At 44.2% G+C, this 20,136-nt stretch carries 12 protein-coding genes; all 12 read right to left on the reverse strand.

Going from position 1 to position 20,136, the window contains the following annotated elements:
- Nucleotides 1-142 precede the first annotated feature (142 nt).
- Nucleotides 143-436, reverse strand: coding sequence for a hypothetical protein (locus tag H8K33_RS15385; RefSeq protein WP_186891946.1), 294 nt, complete (start codon nucleotides 434-436; stop codon nucleotides 143-145).
- Nucleotides 436-1,752, reverse strand: coding sequence for an RHS repeat domain-containing protein (locus H8K33_RS15390; protein WP_186891947.1), 1,317 nt, complete (start codon nucleotides 1,750-1,752; stop codon nucleotides 436-438). Before H8K33_RS15390 ends, H8K33_RS15385 begins: the two co-directional genes overlap by 1 nt.
- Nucleotides 1,753-1,857: 105 nt before the next feature.
- Nucleotides 1,858-11,514 (reverse strand): SpvB/TcaC N-terminal domain-containing protein, encoded by a 9,657-nt coding sequence (locus tag H8K33_RS15395; protein ID WP_186891948.1) that lies wholly within the window; start codon nucleotides 11,512-11,514, stop codon nucleotides 1,858-1,860.
- A 314-nt stretch (nucleotides 11,515-11,828) separates the two neighbouring features.
- Entirely contained in the window at nucleotides 11,829-12,332 is a 504-nt protein-coding gene (locus H8K33_RS15400; RefSeq protein WP_186891949.1) for a PilN domain-containing protein, read from the reverse strand.
- Nucleotides 12,332-13,111 (reverse strand): hypothetical protein, encoded by a 780-nt coding sequence (locus tag H8K33_RS15405; RefSeq protein ID WP_186891950.1) that lies wholly within the window; start codon nucleotides 13,109-13,111, stop codon nucleotides 12,332-12,334. Before H8K33_RS15405 ends, H8K33_RS15400 begins: the two co-directional genes overlap by 1 nt.
- Nucleotides 13,092-14,750: a GspE/PulE family protein gene (locus H8K33_RS15410; RefSeq protein ID WP_186891951.1), complete on the reverse strand. Its 1,659-nt coding sequence runs from the start codon at nucleotides 14,748-14,750 to the stop codon at nucleotides 13,092-13,094. The genes H8K33_RS15405 and H8K33_RS15410 overlap by 20 nt, the downstream gene beginning before the upstream one ends.
- A 34-nt stretch (nucleotides 14,751-14,784) precedes the next feature.
- A complete protein-coding gene (locus tag H8K33_RS15415) occupies nucleotides 14,785-15,972 on the reverse strand; it encodes a type II secretion system F family protein (protein ID WP_186891952.1) in 1,188 nt (395 codons plus the stop codon).
- A 41-nt stretch (nucleotides 15,973-16,013) separates the two neighbouring features.
- Nucleotides 16,014-16,457 carry a type II secretion system major pseudopilin GspG gene (gene gspG / locus H8K33_RS15420; protein WP_246443658.1) on the reverse strand — a complete coding sequence of 148 codons (444 nt, stop codon included), beginning with the start codon at nucleotides 16,455-16,457 and terminating at the stop codon, nucleotides 16,014-16,016.
- A 12-nt stretch (nucleotides 16,458-16,469) separates the two neighbouring features.
- A complete protein-coding gene (locus H8K33_RS15425) occupies nucleotides 16,470-16,922 on the reverse strand; it encodes a type II secretion system protein (protein WP_186891953.1) in 453 nt (150 codons plus the stop codon).
- Nucleotides 16,923-16,924: 2 nt separating this feature from the next.
- Nucleotides 16,925-17,332 (reverse strand): type II secretion system protein, encoded by a 408-nt coding sequence (locus H8K33_RS15430; protein WP_246443659.1) that lies wholly within the window; start codon nucleotides 17,330-17,332, stop codon nucleotides 16,925-16,927.
- Nucleotides 17,307-17,780, reverse strand: coding sequence for a type II secretion system protein (locus H8K33_RS15435; RefSeq protein WP_186891954.1), 474 nt, complete (start codon nucleotides 17,778-17,780; stop codon nucleotides 17,307-17,309). The genes H8K33_RS15430 and H8K33_RS15435 overlap by 26 nt, the downstream gene beginning before the upstream one ends.
- A 10-nt stretch (nucleotides 17,781-17,790) precedes the next feature.
- On the reverse strand, nucleotides 17,791-20,115 hold the full coding sequence (locus tag H8K33_RS15440) for a cohesin domain-containing protein (RefSeq protein WP_222613445.1): 2,325 nt from the start codon (nucleotides 20,113-20,115) through the stop codon (nucleotides 17,791-17,793).
- Between the last annotated feature and the right edge of the window lie 21 nt (nucleotides 20,116-20,136).

The following is a 20,136-nucleotide window of genomic DNA, read 5'->3' on the forward strand; positions in this document are numbered from 1 at the left end:
CACACATTGAAGCAAAAGGCACGATGGCATTTTGAAACAGACGTGTGGTGGTGTATTAAAAATTATCGCGGTAATTTGCGAGTATTTGGTTCGACTACTTGACTACTGGGGGCTAATGGGTGACCCCAGCTTTGTTACGGCCTTAGTCAATATAAAACTTCATTGGCACGATCAGCATTATCAACATCATCAAACCTATTGATGTCCAATAAGCCATCGTCCATTTACGCTGTTTTTCAAACAAACTGCCGACAAACCATATTCCAGTTGAAGGAACAGCATAAAGTACGAACCAAAGAACCACGAAGCTACCAAGACCGCGTCCAGTAAACAAGGGTACTCTGTGTATGTAGAAAATTGCGAGCATATTACCAACGCTAACCAACAAAGCTAGCAAATAACAAATCATTGCCCATTTATGTCGAGATGTTGCCATTATCTTAATCCCTCCTTATACAACTCTTTTGCAAGCTCACGACGATTAGCGGCACCTTGGGCATTCGCTGGAGCATAGTAAAAGTGCCCGCCACCTTGTATCATTTGCTTAGCTAGTGTTGGTGCATTGGTCACTATCTGCCAATGTGGCATACCTGCATAAAGTGGGTCGCCTTGTTTCGTGAGATTTACCACAATCACTTTACTGATAAGTGGATTGTTTCGAAGACTACTCAAGAATTCCTTACTGATAGGCGATCCAATTAATACCAAATTATCGATTTTTTGGCCATTTCTGGTTAAAACGGATGCCTCTTGCGCGGCCACCTGCGAACCGTATGAATAGCCGACAAGATTGAACTGACCTTGACCACTACCTTGACTCTTCAAATGACTGGTATAACTGCCTGTCTTCTCGAAATTCTGCTTCAGAGATTCATCCATATCATCCCGCAGTAAAGTAACTCCGAGGCCAGCATCAAATAAAGTTCCTCTTGAATATTTACTTGGATCAACTGCAAACGGTTCCGAGATTCCTGCCCCCTTCATTGCCTTAACCATATCAGGTATATAGTCACCGTCCATACCGGCGCCACCAAAGAAGTATGTGCCAGTTACTCTGTTTGTCGCTTTAGTCTCACTCTCACTCCGAGAAGCAGCCGTCTGCTGAACATTGGCATTCTGATCAACCTTAGTAGTTTTGCTACTACTACCAAACCAAGAACTAGACCACCAGTTCTTCACAGTACCAAATACATCAAACCCTGTCGGATCAGTCAAATTCGTCGGATTATTCAACACATAACTATAACGATTGTAGTTCTGTCCATTCAGGGGATCAGTTACATGCGGATCGGCACTCACAAATTTAGCAATGAAAGGATCATAAACTCGACCGTTCATATGCACAAGATCCAACTGATCTAACATCTCATGACCAGTGAACCCTTTATTGTCAATCCGACCATCCAATCCATCGGGTGTAAAATTATCATTTAGATTGCGACGTTTTCCCCAAGTGTCATAGGCCATCTTTTCTACCAAATTCCCGTTGGCATCGGAAATAGCAATAGGGCTACCAAGTCGGTCATGGTGACGCCACAAAAACTCTGTATTTAATCCCTTTTCAATCTCAAGTCCCAGCCCATTGGGCCAATATGTCTTAATACTGGTAGGTGCATTGAGAGGTCCTTCAACCTCCATACTACCTGCGTAAATAATGCTGATACCATCATTTTTATCTTGGCGAGTACGCTGATGTTCTGGACCGTAGACGAAGCTACTCTTTTGCGTGCCCTTGCTTATGCTTTCAGGCATGTCAAAACTTGTCCAAGTAAGGTTTCGACCAGCACCTGATTTCAAATTGCCGTTTTCGTCATATTCAAAACTACCTATACCGGAAATATTAGTGACGGCATGTGGTCAAACTACCTGCACCCCATTAACTACACCTTGATTTGGATATTGGTAAGTAGCACCATTTGATACATTGCCCTTGGTGAGGATATTTCCGACCATGTCGTAGGTAAAACTTTGGGTTGTTTGCCCAATTTTTGACGTTTTGATTCGATTGAGGTCATCATAATCAAAGTCTTCAATGAATCCATCTTTATCCCAGAATTGCGTTCGCTGCTTTACATTGCCCAAGCTATCGAAGTTATACGCTTCTGTCAGGCGCGGCAGATGTTTTGGTGTACTACTTGTACTAATATCAGGTACGTAAAGTCTGGCATCGTCCATGCGTGCACTATAGATATTGTAGCCACGAGTCTGCTCTAAGCCATTACCTAAAGAACTGTGTCGTACTCGATGTGCCGCATCTTGTGTATTAGCCTGCCACAACACTTGTTCTTTGGCGCCAATCTCTTTACCGCGACGAAGAACTTGCAGTAAATAACCGTACTTGTTATACCGTTGACTAAAAATTGTCGCGGCAGTTCCCACTTTACGCTGATGTTGTTGAGACGCCAAACGCCCCCATCCATCATAAGATGTCATACTCACGTATTGACCATCACTCAAGGTTTGCGTAATGCTTGTTGGGCGACTTAAGGTATCGTAAGCATGAACACGACGATATGTTTCTTCGTTATTTGCATTTTTTGTGGTCGCTATCGCAATTAGTCCTTTGCCGTGACTGGCGGTATCGTACTCCCAATAACTCATGAGATCGGGTTCAATACGACTAGTCATCCGATCCAAAGAATCATAGTGCATCGATACGCTCTGCTCTGCTTTGCTTTGCTTTGGACTAGTTTGTTGCAATACTCTTCCAACTGGATCGACTACATACTTTATTATTCCAAGATTTGGATCATTCAGTGCGATTTTTCGTCCAAGTCCGTCGTAACTCATATCAGTGAGATTTCCGTTGGGATCTTTGACTTGTTTCAGACTACCAAATGCATCATATTCAAAACTCGTATTGCCACCATTTGCATCCAGTACATTACGCAGCTGGCCTAAAACATCACGTGTCTCTGTACGCGTTTTGTTTTTTGCATTTGTATGAATTTGTGTCAGGCCTTTGTACTGGGTTTTACTGATGGCTAGATTATTACCTTCATCTAATGTTTCCAATTGTATTAGGCGGCCAAGAGCATCATAAGTTTGACGACGGGCTAAATAGATAACATCCTCATTAACCCGCAAACATGTCATATTGCACTCATAGCGCGGCTGAGCTACTTCCCATAAACGTCCTTGATCATCGAAACGCTGATCAGTCAGAATCTTTGCACCGTCAAAACTATAGCTTTTTTCTTGTATGACATGCCCAGCACTGTCTCGATAGCTGATGCTCGGCACTGCCATGCGCACATCATCAAAAAAATGATCCGATATGGTTGCCACGGTAGCTAATGGCGGACATGCACGATCACACTGCTTCTGGTAAAAAAGGGTATAACTCGTGTCAGCTCGGATCTCCTTAGTCACTCTGCCAAATCCATCAATTTTCCATGATTTAGTGAGCTCATTCGGACCAGTTTGGCTTAACATAATCCCTGTCGCGGGATCATAACTACGCTTCTCTTTATGATTAAGTGCATTCGTAATTGATTCAATAAAACGTCCTTTACTGTCGTACTCTATTGTCGCAGTATCTCGTTTCAAATTGAGCTTAGTCAATGGATCTTGCCAATATTGGGTTTTTTTATGAACTAATCCAAAGAAATTACTGGGTCGTTCATAGATGGTCTTCACTTCTAAGAGCACATCCCCCTTTTCTTGCGTTTCCGTAAGCAACAATCCTGTTATTGGATCGTAGGTTCTGTCCAGTTTCCTTTTGATTGTTCCATAGGTCGGCGCAACTTTGGTTTCTTGTTCTGATTCGGGCAAGCCAAGGAGCCATGCGCTGCTATCATTTTTGTACTTAGTCACTTTCACACTACTGAAACTTAAGCCAGATTGAATCGCACTACTAAGCTCTTGGCTGGTAAGGTTGCCGTAGCCATCTTCATACTTATTAACAATGATCTGCGTGCCTAAACCACTGCCATCCAAATCATGTGTGTGTACATCTGTTTTGGCGATGTACGTGAAGGTACTTTTATTACCACTTGATAGTACGACATCCTGCTTTTCCAAGACATTAGTACTGTCTTTTATGCTTGCACCTTTGTACTCACTCGTACTGCGCTTGACCATGCCAACATATGGATAATCCTGCGACAAAATTGATGTTGTGGTGATATTGTTTGCGTTATCTTTTACTGTGAATTTTGCAAAACCTAAGGAGCCGCGACCGTAAGCATCAGTTCTCGCCCCTTCATAAGAATAGTTAGTAGTAATCCAACCACCTTTGCCATTACTACGGCGAAGTTCTTTCACCATGATCGAAGGTCGCACTGCTAATTGTGGGTAGGTTGGGCGCACTTCTATTCCATCTATCACAGCGTGACGACGATATACGGTAGCGTCATCGCCACGCGCATAGTCTAGCTCTTCTTGGTGGCCAACACCGTTGGTAATCGTCACGATTTTGTCTATATTTGCAGGTTCAGCTAGTGTGTATGCCGTCAGTTTTTCGACATATGGGAATCCAAGTGATGCTCCGCCACTGAAATACGGGCCCCAAAAAGCTGGTATGCCGCTATCGTCAAATACTAAAGGTGATTTTTCAACAGTTAGACCCTGCGCAACACTGAATTGCCGATTAGCAAAGCCACTCGATCGATAACTAACCAATTGATTCCTCGCAAGTTCATAGGTAATTCCATTATACAAATTAATAGATAAATTCATTAGAATTCGATTTAAACCTTCACCTAAGAAATCTGCAATCTCCCCCCTATTTCCCTCATATGCACGGAGGTGGTCGCTAACGGATCGTGGAAGGCAATTAATTCCTTGTTCTTTACTAAGGCAAAAATATTGATTCGAGGTTGCTATACCTCCAAGCGAATGATTTTCTATAACACCAACATCAGTTAATCCATCACCATTGAGATCACCTAAGGTCATATTTATGTCGCTTAAGGTATACGCATCAACATCTTCTTTCAACGCTAAACATTCAAATCTATTACCTTTATTTGCACATACTGCCACTCGCAGCTTTACGTCGACTTTCACGCACACTCCTGTTGGACTACATGCTGAGAGGTTAGAATATGGACTTGCGGCAGGAACAAAATATTGCCAATTCAAAATTAAATCTGATTTACCCTGTTTGCTCAAATTAATCGCCACCGAAGCTGAACGGAAGGATCCCCATGCCAGAGCATTCTCGGGCAATGGAGTTAAATGCACTATCTGAATCTCTTGACACTGCATAGCTCCATTGACGAGAGAGCAGTCCGATCCCTTACCAGATGCATCAAATGGTAAAAGAACGTGCATACGCCTATCTTGATTCATGTCAATCAAGATAGGTGACTGTTTTGGAACAATCTGCGGTGAGCCTACAGGTTTAGCATGACATTCAAAATCTATCGTATTTTCTGCATTGGGTTTTGTTAAACAATAGCCCCAGGATTGCCTTCCGATCGTTTGATCTTCGAGAACCAAATCATCACGCCCGTCACCATCAAGATCACCAAACAATATCTTTAGTACAGCATCTGCTGGCAAACCAGCGGATGCCAAATCTACCAGACGCTCTATTTCATTGCCGTCTGGCAATCTAATCTTTAATTTATTTGGAATCGTTGGATATGGAAGATTGTTTCCAACGCTAGTATCTCCACAAATATGCCATGGTTTGTACAGTTCGCAATCCAGTTTTCTGTTTCTTATCCAACTAGTCTTTCCACTGCCATCAAGATCGGCAAAGTAGTCAGATGCCATACCCTCACCATAGATAATGCCGGGAACAGTCTGTGGCATAACCTGCGGTTGTGTCTTAGGTCGTACTATCTGAGGAATCGGTAACTCTTTCATTGTTGGCTGACCGCTAGACCCCCACTCAAAACTGGTCTTTGGCAAACATTTTGCTTCGCTAAATTGCGAATCGGTCGGATCTAATGAACAAGCTCTAACCCAGTCTATCAAGCTACGTCCACTCACATCTCCAAGACGGTAATGCAACTCATAATCCCGAACTAAATTACCGCCGCTACCATCCCCCGCCGTACCAATATAGGTTTGGACATGTGTTAAACGACTACGTAAATCATTACGTGAACCACCCATATATTGAATTTGCGCATCACTGCGTTGTTCGTACTTGAACCTCACAACTAAGTCTGTTGCAGCGTTAGCTGCACCATAACGAATTTGTTTTGGCAGATATTCCCCAGTATCAACATCTTCACTTCCATTTAATTCGCTAGTCTTTTGACTGTAATCAAATTCAATGAAATTACCTACTCGATCCTCGGTACGCTCTATCGCCCACAATAATGGTTGACCATCGATGCGTCCTTGTGCTGCAATCGTGCTGTTTGGTTTTATCCCATAATAATGAATATGACTGTCTTTACTCTCAACTTTAAAGCCACCATTGCTTTGACGCGTAATTTGGCTAAAACTTTCAAGTTCCGTGCGGTACTGCACATCACTTGCCCAATATTGCGCGTCGACATCATTAACATCGATGCCCGATTTAGCTGCGCTTGCACGAATTAAACGCTTTCCGTCTAAACATAACCTGTCTTCGTTATCAAAACTAATACGCCCAGCGATCCCATCTTGAGCAATTGTTTTTGGACAACGATGAATTGAAGACAAGCCCCCTAAAGACCACCCGTAGCCTAAATGCCCATTGCTTCCGTTACTATTGTAATTGAGGCTCAATTTTGGTTGCATTCCAGCTGTTCCTGGCGGAACATCAATCGAAATACTATAACTCGCTGTACCATCTTGACCTACTTGCAAACTACCAGGCAAGCTTCCAGCATCTGCATTTTGAAGGTGTAGCGGCGTAATCGGTACTGCGACTAAGTCTGCTGAAGCCGGGACTAACACTGATCCTGATGACACTCTAATGTGTATGGCTTGCGACACAACAACCAACATGCCATTGACATCAAAAGATTTCGCCAACAATTGAATGTCGCTTACTTGTGTTGGTGTCCATTGGGCACTCCAAGTATTTCCACTACTACTAGCAGTAGCGACCTCAATTTCATTGGCATAAAACTTGACGGACTTAATGATATTTGTACCACCAGGCACAACTGTGACTTCTGCGGTCATTGTGAGCGCAGCACCAATAATGACATTACTCCTGTTTATGGGCGAGGTAATTGCCAAGGTGACAGGTAAAGGTGGTATCGGCGGAGCTGAGTCAACGTAGACTATATTCTCTCCTGAGTAGAGCGTAGTATTTCCATACCTCACTTTAGCTTTAATCGGATAGCCTTCCACACGAGAAGGAATACCAGATTTCATCACGCTGTAAGTACCCGGCTCTTTATCTGGACTGGCTTCTAACCATTCGTCATTAATATTAAGGGCAATTTCGTCTGGCTCTATCGCTAAGTTTGGTGGATTATCGACTTTTGCACGCATAAATACCGTTGCGGGCCCTGTGTATCGATCATTGTTCTTTGGCGTCGTCAAACCTATGCGCAAGGCACCTGGCATGGTGCAGCTGTAGTCAGCACATGGCAAGGTCGTTTTGAGCGTGTTGGAAGGTAGAGCCGCTTCAACAAACAGACGCCTTCCTTGAAACGTCTGTGCATAAGTGTCGAGATTGAGAACAAAGTGGTGGCCTGCTGTTGGCGCATTTTGTGTTCCGCATTGCGCTTTAATCGCGTCATTGTTGATTTCGGTGGCGATGTTGGCACTACCCGTAGTGACCACCGTGCCGCCTAAATTAGCGGGGGCATCAGCATATATCGTGTAATTAAGAGCCTGCGCATTGCCGAACTGACAGGTCCAACCAAACAATTCTAGTTTATTGCTATCCGTTTTATTGGTACGAATGCCACTGATTTCACCGAGCAAGCTGCTGTCGGTGACGTTGATAATCGTTTCGGCAGATTCGCTTGTTTTACCCTCATGATTGGTAGCGCGCAGTTTAAAACGATAACTTCCAGCATTGACACTAACAACCGTATTGATACTCAAACTGGCAGCATTGCCCGTAATTGTCCTCACTGGCGTAGCACCATAGCCGCTGCCGTTATTGCTCAGCAATTCCAATTTAGTGACTTGTCCACTGCTTTGACTTGCTTCTCCGGTAAAGTTGACATTGCCGCTTTGGCCTGAGGCAACACGGATATTGGTATTACTAGCGTTGAGACTTACGACACTTGGAGGAGCAGCTGGCGGAGATACGGTAATCAGGTTTTCAACAACAACTTTACTACCGCCGGGACCAGTCGCAGTCCAAGTACAGGTTGATGGGTAGTTAATCCATGATGCACTAGCAGTCGTACCACTCATTGTGCCATTAAGAACCGTGTCGTTATAACTGGTGTACCCAGTACCAGTAGCAGTACAACTGTAATTGACTGTCGTCGCATTCGAGCTAGCAATCGTGGTGGTGTAGGCTTGCCCTGCAATTAAGGGAGTTGGGTTGCGAGTGATGCTCAGTGTTGGCAACGGTGGCGTGGTCGTCGTTAGCGTTTCAGAAAAAGTGGTAACTCCACCTTCTCCGGTCGCTGTCCAGACACACTGAGATGGATTGGCGACCCAATCTGCCGATGCCATCATCGGGGCAGCACTGCCGTTTAAAGTTGGTACGGTACCAGATCCCTGGTACCCCGCTCCGTTAGCAGTACAGGCATAACTCAAACTCGTTGCATTAGTTGTGGCCCACGTTGTAACAAAACTTTGACCTGCAACCAGGGGATTGGGATTACGTGTAATTTGAATCGTCGGTGGCGTTAAGCCTTCGGCGAGGACATTAAGCCTAATGCCTATGTTTGCAGCAGTTCCGATATTAGGAATGGCACGAATATTACCTTCATATATGCCAGGTGCGGTTCCCGTTTTTACCTCAACCCAACCGCAGCTAGCGTAGTTACCTGGACAAGAACTTGGTGCAGACACAACTTGTGCCCACGATGGCCACTCATACGTGATTGAACTAACTGCTACTTGTCCATAATTCTTGAGTTCGCAACGACTTGAAGCTCGATTTGGTGTCACCGTTGGTGAAACTTCCGTGCACCACGCTTTAAAATCGAGAGATGGCGCAGAACCCAGTTGCTCCAAATTGATAGGTAATACAGTCACCTTACCTGGCAACTGCATCCTAATCGGCGTAATAGTGATTTGGCCTGTAACGCTTCCAGGTGTCATATTGCTAGTTTTGACTTCAACTTTGCCGCAATCGGCACCAGGCAGACAACCTTTTGGCCCTGTTACTGTCACGCCCGCCAGACTAGAATAGATAATGCTATCGGGATACATCTGTCCGTTATTGCGCATATCGCAACTAGTACTCGCTACTGCCGGACTCGTCGCTGGTGACACACTAACGCAATTACTTAAAACTAGCTCTACCTCCCTTGGATCGACTTGTAATATTCCACCAAATGCGATGGGAGCGCCTTGGCTAGGGACAATTTGAATTTGACCGATAATCGGATAACTTCCCGGCTCAGTTCCCGAGCGAAGAATGACATCACCGCATAGTCCTTTAGCTGGACAACTCGATGGACCTTCTAATTGAAATGTTGGATTCGTGGGCTGCGAGTACGTCACTGCGCCAGCAAATTCGCCGGTATTTCTTAATTGACAGGTTCTAGTCGCTCGAGTTGGTGAAGTCGTTGGACTCACGCTCACACATGATTCCAAATTTAATGCCATTAACGCCGGATTAACCACCAGCTGCACTACCTTCGTCGCAGCCGCACCCGTCGCCGCCGAAACGGTGAGCGTGCCGTTATAGGTACGGGCAGTTATATCTGATGTAATCGTCACTTCTCCGCAGGTGGTATTTGCAGCACAAGTCGCAGGACCACTTGCCGTTAAACCCGTTCCCGTTAAACCACTGTAGGTTATAGCACTAGCATTGGTTCCCCCTGTATTGGTCAGCGTACACGTTGTCTTCGCTGGCGCAGGAGAATTCGTATTATTGACGTCTGTACAGCTAGTCAAATTTAGAATCGTGTCCGCATTAACACGAAGCGTGGAAGACATCACGATGCCATTGCCAATATTTGGCGTAATCGTCACATTGCCGCTATAAGTTTGTGCTGCTGTACCGGATGTACTTGTTACAACTCCGCAATCGGCATTCGCACCACAGCTTGTTGGTCCGATAACTGTTTGGCCTGCTGGTGATGTGTAACTAATCGTACTCACCGCAGAACTTCCACTGTTTGTTAAGACGCAGCTTTTCGTAGCTGCCGTCGGTACTATGGTAGTTGAGGTATTTGAGTTACAGCTTTTGAGACTCAACACGACAGGTGGTTGATTAACTTGTAGATTAATTGTTTTACTAACTACGGCCCCAGTGTTAGGTGTAATCGTTAAAGTGCCAGAATAACTTGCTGGTGTCGTTGAACTCGTTACCGTCACCGTTCCACAATCTGTACTTGCACCACAACTTGTCGGCCCAGTGACGGCCATGGTCGATGGCAAGCCTGCATAACTAATACTTGTAAGCACTGTTGCACTAGCATTATTTAACGTACAGCTCGTTGTAGCTTGATTCGGTGCAAAAGTTGGGGTCACATCAACACAGGATTTTAAATTTAACCCCGTTAGTGCGGTCACCACCCTTAAATTAATTGCACGGGTAGCTGCCACGCCCAAATTGGGTGTGGCCGTTAAATTGCCGATGTAATTACCAGCGGCTATCTTGGTCAACACCTTTACCGTACCACAATCGCTATTTGCGGCACAGCTACTTGGTCCTGTGACATTTGTGCCTATTGGAAGTCCACTACTATAAACAATACTGCTGGCGGCACCGCCACTGTTGGTGAGCGTACAAGTGGTGCTTGCCCTTTGCGGCTCGACTGTAGGTGTTACATCATTACAGGACTTAAAACTCAATACCGAAGGAGAATCGACGACTGCTAAATTGATCGGCAGACTGAAAGCCGTACCTGTAGTCGGTGTAATTGTTAGCGCACCATTATAGTTACCTTGTACAGTTGCAGTGGTCACAGTGACCGCACCACAAGCCATGAATGTACCAGTACAGCTCGAAGGTCCTGTCACGGTTGTGCCTGATGGACTAGTATAAGTAAATCCATCGATAGGAGCACTCGTCAGTTTGCGGATATTACAGGTCGTTGTTGCGGCGGTAGGTACTTTTGTTGGACTCACATGCCTACACATCATCAAATTAAATTGTGCATCACTGTTATAAACCACCAAATCAACTGAAGTGCTAATGGCGACTCCAACACTGGGGGTAATTGTCAGTGTGCCGCTATATTGTCCTACCGCCGTTGCCGTATTGATTCGCACCGTTCCACAGTTAGCACTAGCACTGCAACTACTAGGACCTGATACCGTCATTCCAGATAGCGTCGAATAACTGAGGCTGGAAATATCACCCACCCCATTGTTCGTTAAAGTACAAGACATTGATGATGCTGTTGGGCTACTCACATTATTTGATACGCAATTAGTCAACGAGATGGTTTCAGATACCTGTGCTTGCGCAGCATTCAGATTCAGTATGCAAATAAACAAGCACAAAAAGGAGAAAATACGATAGATCATCATCGAGACCGTCAAGAAAAAGTGAGATACAACAGGAAATGACACGGCGACTAATATGCTTTGAGTTGCCGTGCAAAACTTAGAGAATTGCGTGCAGAGAATACGAACGGACTAAACGCCATTTGCACAAATCACAATATGGGAAGGGAGAGTAATTTATACAACAACTATTCGTCAATGTCACTTTGCCATTTATTTAAAATAATTTCAATTTCTAGTCTTAACTATTGCTGAAGATCAACTATAAATAGATAGCTAAAAAATCAGCAGCTTAAAACGAACTTCTAAATGCCTTGGCTCAAGTATGCTTAATCGCACTATCGCAGCGTAACCTTGACTTCAAATCCCAAAGTTTCCAGCCGTTCCCGAGTCACTTTTTCTTGATGACTCAGGTAGACCGTTGCTAAATTGGGGTTATCTTCCAATCGCTCTACGAATGCGACGAGCGATGCGATATTGGTGGCCTCGCCACGTAAAATCACCAGTCGGCTTGCCTTATCTGGCATGAGTTCTAACAGTTCGATTTGTTTGTCAGTTGCCTTTTCAATGGCGGCAAATAAATGTTTCCATGGATACTGAAATTCCTTTTCCAGCTGCTGCCACTGTTTTTTTTCATCTAACTGCGTCTTACTGACTTTGATCACTGGTCTTTTGGCTAGACGGTTTTCAACCTCAGCAATTTGCGCTTGAATACGCTCTCTCGACTCATGCAACACATAAGTCTGCGCAGCGATCACCACGGCTAAACAGAAAAAAATGATGGAAAGAACGAGCCATGCTAAGAAATGTCGTGATGCGGGCTGTAATATTTTTGGATTCATCAATTAAGGACCGTTTTAAACTGGCGGTTCACACGTTTCACCTGGAGCTCTGGGAAATGCTCGCCCAAGACGATCAACGCAGTTTTTTCGGAATCGGGATCAACAGACCAATCCACTATTTGTTGAATTCCCTCATGCATTGCACCTACGCGCCGTACCAATCTCAGTTGCGCATGTTCTGCTAAGTGAACGACTGGCTCGACATCTAAGCCAATCAACTTTTGATTCTCGAATAAAATAGCGGTAATGCGGGTACTTTCCGACACGAGAATGAGTTGTTTGCTTTGCTTGAATTTCGGCGTTTTCGCAAAGTATACGACAGCCGTCATCGGCAATATTCGACGCACTATCACATGGTGTTGACCACAGAGTGCATCCAATTGATGTAGCCATTCTTTTCTTAAAGCGTAAGCGATACCATCAGCCCCATAGTGCGCATATTCTGCGTGCATCAACCATTGCTCATCAATCGTTTGAAATTGCTTCTCAAAACAAATTTGTGCGAAGTTATTCACTTCTTCGGCACGAAACAATTCTTTACGCCATGGGAGTTGTGTGGTGGCAGCGAATCGATCCGATACAAAAAACGTCACATGGCTTTGTTGATCAATCTGTTCCTTATGCGCATGCAATAACTCAGCAAGCACCGTGAGGATTTGCTGTTCGATCAATAACGGATCAATCGTAAATGGATGCTCGATGCGTAGACGTTTGTTGTGTAGCCAGATGTGACCAGGAAACAAACCAATATGCAGAGATTTAGGCCACAAAAGTGACACGATTCACCTCCTGTAAAGTGGTATGCCCTTCTTTGACTAACTCAAGTGCTACATCACGAAGGAAGCGTGTACCTTCCAATCGAGCTTGTTCTTTGAGCGCACGAATTGATGCACGTGCAATAATCATTTCACGAATTTCATCCGTTAACCGTAAGACCTCCGCAACCGCTCGACGTCCTTTATAACCAGTATGACGACACTGAGTACAACCGCGCCCTGCATGAAATCGGTAGGCTTGTGGGTCATGTATTCCAGACTCCACTAATAGTCTTGGATCAATTTCAACTGGCGCATTACAATGTGGGCAGTTCTGTCGCAACAAACGCTGTGCGACAACGCCCGTTAAAGACGACACAAAGTTATAAGGATCGACCCCCATGTGCATAAAGCGTCCAATAACATCAAACGTGTTATTGGCATGCACTGACGTGAACACCATATGACCGGTTAATGCGGACTGCACCGCAATTTGCGCTGTTTCTGGGTCGCGTATTTCTCCGACTAAAATTTTGTCAGGATCATGACGCAAAATAGATCGCAAGCCAACTGCGAAGGTCAATCCTTTTTTTTCATTCACGGGAATTTGCAGAACACCTGGCAATTGGTACTCAACTGGATCTTCAATCGTAATGAACTTGTCGTGCCCGTGATTGATTTCGGTTAACGCTGCATACAATGTCGTCGTTTTACCGCTACCGGTCGGTCCAGTTACCAACATCATGCCGTAAGGTTCTGAAGCTAATCGACGAAGTAATTTTTTAGTCTCGGCATCAAAACCTAGAGAGTCGAGCGACAGTTTTTGTACACTATCGATCAGTGCTTTCTTATCCAAAACACGTAGCACCGCATCTTCACCATGGATGCTTGGCATAATGGACACCCGAATATCAATGTCTCTGCCCTTTACTGCTACCCGAAACCGGCCATCTTGCGGAATACGTTTTTCCGCGATATCTAGTTCTGCTAAAACTTTAATGCGCGCAATCGCTTGTTCAGCGAGAGAGAGATTATTGACTGATGCAATTTGATTTAGCACGCCATCAATACGAAATTTTATCACCAGCCCTTGCGGTAAAGACTCAATATGAATATCACTTGCTTCTAAACGTAAAGCATCAAATAACGTGGAATTAATGAGCTTGACTGCGGGACTCGACTCACCTTGAATGGAGGTCAGTGTCATGTCTGCACTGGCATCGCGCGTTAATTCACCGACTTCTTCCAAACCAACCGCATCGGCTACCGCACTAAATGCACCTTCATGAAATTCCAATGTCGATTGAATATCTTTGGGGTCAGCAAAATAAATACGCTTGATCGCTAAATTGGCAAGCCATGCGCCAATTTGCGTATCGAATGGAATTCCAATCACCGCACATAAATCATTGTTCACATTAGTACTAGGCACCGACCCAATAATGACCAGGCGCTCTAACATTTCTGAATAGGGAACGTAATCAAATGCAGGATGTATCTGGTGCCCCCCTGCCAAATTAAGCAATGGATAGTCCAATAGCTGTGCGGTTTGCTGCACAATTTCTTCACGAGGCAAATTGATACTGAAAGCAAGCCATGATAGCCATTGCCGTGCATCTGGAGATTCCTGTTTCGCTTGTAGCAGTAAAGGGAAAGTGATCATTCTAGATTCTATTTTTTCTTTTTTACGGCGATTATTAAACAATATTCGCCAGATCAAAAATTGGGCTGTACAACATCAACACAACCACACCAACAATCAGTCCTATACCAACCATTAATAAAGGCTCAATCAATCGTCCTGCCGCATCGATCCAAGTTGATGTTTCTTGATCATAAAAGTCGGCGATCCGCTCCATCATGTCATCCAAATTACCAGACGACTCCCCCGCAACTAATAATCGTTGTGCGATTTCTGTACTCAATCCATGCTGCATAAGAACATCCGATATGGTGTGACCTTCGCTAATCTCTTGTATCGATTTTTCTAACTGCTCTTTCATATTCGATGGCAAAGACGCCTGCGTCATACGCATCGCGGTCAAGACACTCACACCGCTTTTAAGCAACATCCCTAAAGTACGATACATGCGCGCCATCTGCAAAATCCATATTTTTTCACCAATCCAAGGTGCGCTGAGTATTTTTTTCGAGAGAAATACTCGTACACCAGGATGCACAAACAATGTCACGATCAGTATCAACACTCCTAGTAACGAAAGCCATGCTAACGCTGTATTATTTCGCACAAATGTGCCCCAAGCTTGTACAAATCCAACGGTTGCGTTAGCGGTATTCGTGTCATCATAAATCGCGCTAAATCGTGGTAAGACGTACAGCAGCAAAAAAGAAATTACCAAAAATCCGACGCTCAGCAATATGGCAGGATAGGTGGCAGCTGCAACCAATTTGCCGCGTATTTCGTTCACTTGCGTTTGATACTGGGTAAAGCGCTGAATCGAATTTTTAACAGTGCCTGTAGTTTCACTCGCTTTCACCATCGCAATGTATAACGTTGGGAAAGCAGAGGGCAATTTTTGCATTGCCTCTGAAAGCTGACATCCTTCATGCAAGGCTTTAAGTAGGGTATCGAAAATAGAACGATGATGCCCACGCTTATCATTTCTGCCTAAGACTTCGATCGCATCAACAATGGTTTGACCCGCTTCCAATAATGAATAGAGCTGCTGATTAAACACCATCAAATTAAATGGTTTTTGACGCGTACTGGTAAAACGTGGGCCTCGAATCTGTCGAAGATGCATTAAGCGATGACCAGCAGCCGCAATAAATCGGCGAGCTTCACTGTCGTCCACTGCCTCGACATCGACAAAACGAATGTTCATCGACGCATCTAACACCTTGGCTTTAAATTGCTTATTCATGAAGAACGTTCATCGCACACAAAATCGCCTTGCTGTACGAATTATTGCCAACTCAAGATATCAGCATCCTCACCACTGCCACCACTCTTACCATCATTACCGTAGGAAACGATTTCATAATCGCGACCATCAGTACCTGGTGATTTATAAATATATGCCTTACTCCATGGATCCAGCGGGATACCTTTCTTGATGTACGGACCACGCCATAAGGGTTCATTGGCCGGTTGCGCAAACAAGCTGCCAAGGCCTTGTTCGGTTGTTGGGAAGTGTTCGGTATCAACACGGAATTGATCAATCGCACGATCAAATGCTTCCATTTGAGCCTTAGCGACTTGCGTTTTTGACTTACCGATTTGCCCAAAATATTTGGGGGCAACAAATGCCGCTAACAAACCGATGATCACGATAACAACCAGAAGTTCAAGTAAAGTGAATCCCTTTCCTTGCCTCATTTTTCCCGATGTCTTACATAAAAAATTCATAGTAAATTCCAATTAAGGTTGATAAATAAAATGCCAGTCGCTATACCTCGTCGCGCCGGTAAAACTCACTAAATCTGCTGGAAAACCCGCCGTCTTGAACGGCTTTACTGTCGACAAAGAATAAACGCCCATGATGCCCCCTTCCTGATCGCGAATAATGCCCCATTCATCGCTCGCGGTTATTGGATCCCGATAAAGTCGTCGTAGAGGACGTGCGATTTTTGTCGCACGATCATCCATCAATAATTGCGCTAATTCTTTTGGAAATTTTTTAACGGTACCCGGTGAATTTTCATAATATTGCCGTATCGCTTTTTTATACGCCTGCCCTACCCATAACAACTCTGTTTCCTTATCGTGTCTTTCAGAGCTCGCCAAATTTTCCATCGCTCGAACAGAGACAACGGCTACCATCGAGACCAAAAATAGGGCAATCAAATAGCTAAATCCTTGTTGCTTCCGCATGCTTACCAATCTTTGAACCACGTACCATCTCGCGCCTTGTTTGGCGCACTGGATCGCACATCTGAAACAACGCCTAAACTAGTATCTTCCGGCGGCACCAACACCCAACTACGCGCACTCAACGTGAAAGGATCAATGGGAATACTTCTTAAATATTTTTCCGTAACCAAATCTTCTAATGCGTCAGGGTATTTATTCTTGTCACCATAGTACTTATCGATCGCGTCACGCAATACATATAAGTCTTCGCGCAACACCGCCTCTTTAGTTTTATCAATATTGCCAAAATATTTGGGTGCAGCGATCGTCAAAATAATAGCGACGATCGCCAGCGCAACAATTAATTCAATTAAAGTAAATCCACGCTTACACATTTTTGATCTCTCACCACTCAGCATAGGGAATGCCATTTAATCCAGTCTTATTTGACAACGAATACACATCAAAAACATCGTCGCCTTCTCTTGGTTGCTCCGGTGATGATTGAAAGCTTCTTAGACCCCAAGTTTTGATCGCAGGCTGGTTTGCATCAGCGTAAAACGGATCACGAGGAATTTTTCGGATAAAATATAGTTTCGCTGCATTAGGCCGGCTAATATCATCGACACCAGAAACCAACTCAATCAAACTCGGTGGATAGCCACTTTGATCTTCTCTCACAGCGATTTTCCCGCTATTCGCTGCAAACTTATAGGCATCAATCGCCTGACGAATATCTCGTAAAGCGATCCGTAATTCACGCTCTTTTTCGCGTCGGACAGTGGTTTCCACAAATGGAACCGCAACCGTCGCCAAGGTGCCAATAATGACGACCGAAACAATCAATTCAATAAAACTAAAACCCGATTGTTTTTTCATCACAGTGCCATCAAGGTTCAATTTGTATCTTGTGAATATTCGGCAAAGCTGGGCGATCTACCGCTTGATTCACACCTATCGGTGTCATACCCAATACACTAATTTCAGTTTCACCTGCATTGCGCAGCACTTTGTAAGTCACCGACAAGAGTTTCGTCTTTTCTTTCACCTGTATACCTTCACTATTGCCTAATCCAATTGAAATTCGTCCACTAGGCACATCAACAGCATGTCCAAAATTTCCTTTGCCATTCTTACTGAAATAGTCACCATCTTTGACAGCAATAATCTCTATATCCGCCGCATTAAATGCCAATTGCATTGATGCTGCTCGAAGTATTTGTCCACTTTCAATTTCCAGATCAATTGTTTGTACGTCATCTTTCTTTGCTTTCGACGGGCCTTGCCAGTTAATCTTTGGAGAGTTCGGACCCGCAACTGAAGTTGTTATCGCGGGATTATTGGTTGTTCCTGATTTGGTACCACTTGCCTTATTCGCTACGTCACTGCTCTCAATTTGTTTTAATGTCAGAGGTTTATTTCTCAATGTCGTTTCCGTGCCAGACCAAAAACTCTCCGCCGATGGGCTCGCTCTTTGAATGTTGCGAATCAGACGTGGCGTAATTGATAAAACAATTTCTGTCTTCTGACGATTATCACTCTGATTGGAAAATAATCGCCCTAGAATTGGGAGGTCTCCCAACAGAGGAATACGATTCGCAGAAGAACGATCTTCATCGCTAATCAAGCCCGCTAGGATTTGTGTTTCTCCATCACGCAAACGCAATGCACTGCTAAAGTTACGGGTTCCAATTTGATATGCCTGTGATCCGTTATTGGTTTTAACTGATGAGACTAAGGAACTCACTTCCATTGAAATTTTCAATCCGATTTCATCTCGCAAATGAATATCAGGTTCGACCTCTAATTTCAGGCCAACATCTAAGTAATTAATATTTTCGGAAACAAAGTTACCGGTACTGGTGGTTGTCACCACTGGCACCTTATCGCCAATCATGATTTTTGCTTTTTCCCGATCACGTACACGAATGCTGGGGTTGGCCAATAAATTAGCATCTCCATCGGTTTTCTTTAAATTCAAAGTAGCACTAGGCAACGTAATTCCGAGCAAATCAGAATTGAGACGCTTCATGTCATTGAGACGTAAGGTTTGAGTACCTGTGCCAGTTCCATTGCCGACACCACCGTTTCCATTTGAATTAATGATTAAGTCGTTGAGTGGTGCTACCGTCAATTGGCTATTCACTTGTAAGCCAAGATTAAACAAACTTGACCGATTAATTTCAAGAACTTCGACATCAAGCATGACTTCGGGTTCTTCTAGATCATGCAAATTCAGAAGTTTTTCTGCCAGCGCGATCGTCTCTGAGTTCTCTCGCAGAATCAACATATTGTATTTATCATCGACAAAAATGTCTTTTACCTTCAACACGGTCTTTAACATATTGGCTGCATTTTTCGCCTCAACATTCGCCATGTAAAAGGCTTTGACGATTAAGTCTTGATACTCTTTTTGCTTTTGGCTCGTGTTCGGATAAATCAATACGCTAGTCGCATTCAGTACCTTTTTGTCTAACTGATTGGTCGACAAAATCACATCAATCGCGTCATCTAAACTAGTCCCTTTCAAAAACACTGAGGTACGTTGATCATTACGAACATCGCGGTCAAAAATAAAATTGATCCCAGTCGTCCGAGAGAGTGCATCAAAAATCATTTTAATGCTGTTATCTCGAAACTCCAGATTAATGGGTTTCTTGTAGTTAGCACCCAAGCTTGGTGTGGAAATGACTTCTTTTGCCTGTAGCGTATCAAGTTCGCGCTTAAGTACACGTGCAGCAGGCATTTCAGGTGCATTGCGAAGTGCACGAGATATCCACTCCTGCGCAATCGCCACTTCACCACGTTGCAACGCATCGCGTGCTGCTAATGTCTCTTCCTTTGCATTCGAAAACCTTAATACGTCTTCCTTACCTGCCAATGCACGTGCATTTTCTGGATCATATTGAAGGATCGCTTGATAAGCTTGCACCGCCTCTTTGATCTGTCCTAATGCCAAAGCCGTGCCACCGGTCATGAGTAACTTATTGGTTGCGCTCTCACGAACTTTTAACCAATCACGACGGTATTCAATATCGTTCGGCTTCAGTTTGGTCGCTAATTCAAGCTCTTTCACCGCTGTAGCAAAATCCTGACGTGCTAGGGCATTCATTCCATCACGATGATGAAACCCTGCAGCACATCCGGCGAGAACAAACGCAGTAAGAACGCAAATGAGACGACTTGAGAAAGTCGCGAACGGCAATAATTTCATGGATAACTTCATTGAATTGGT

Origin of the sequence: Affinundibacterium amnicola, from assembly GCF_014284275.1 — a bacterium.
In the GTDB taxonomy this organism is placed as follows: domain Bacteria; phylum Pseudomonadota; class Gammaproteobacteria; order Burkholderiales; family Burkholderiaceae_D; genus Undibacterium; species Undibacterium amnicola.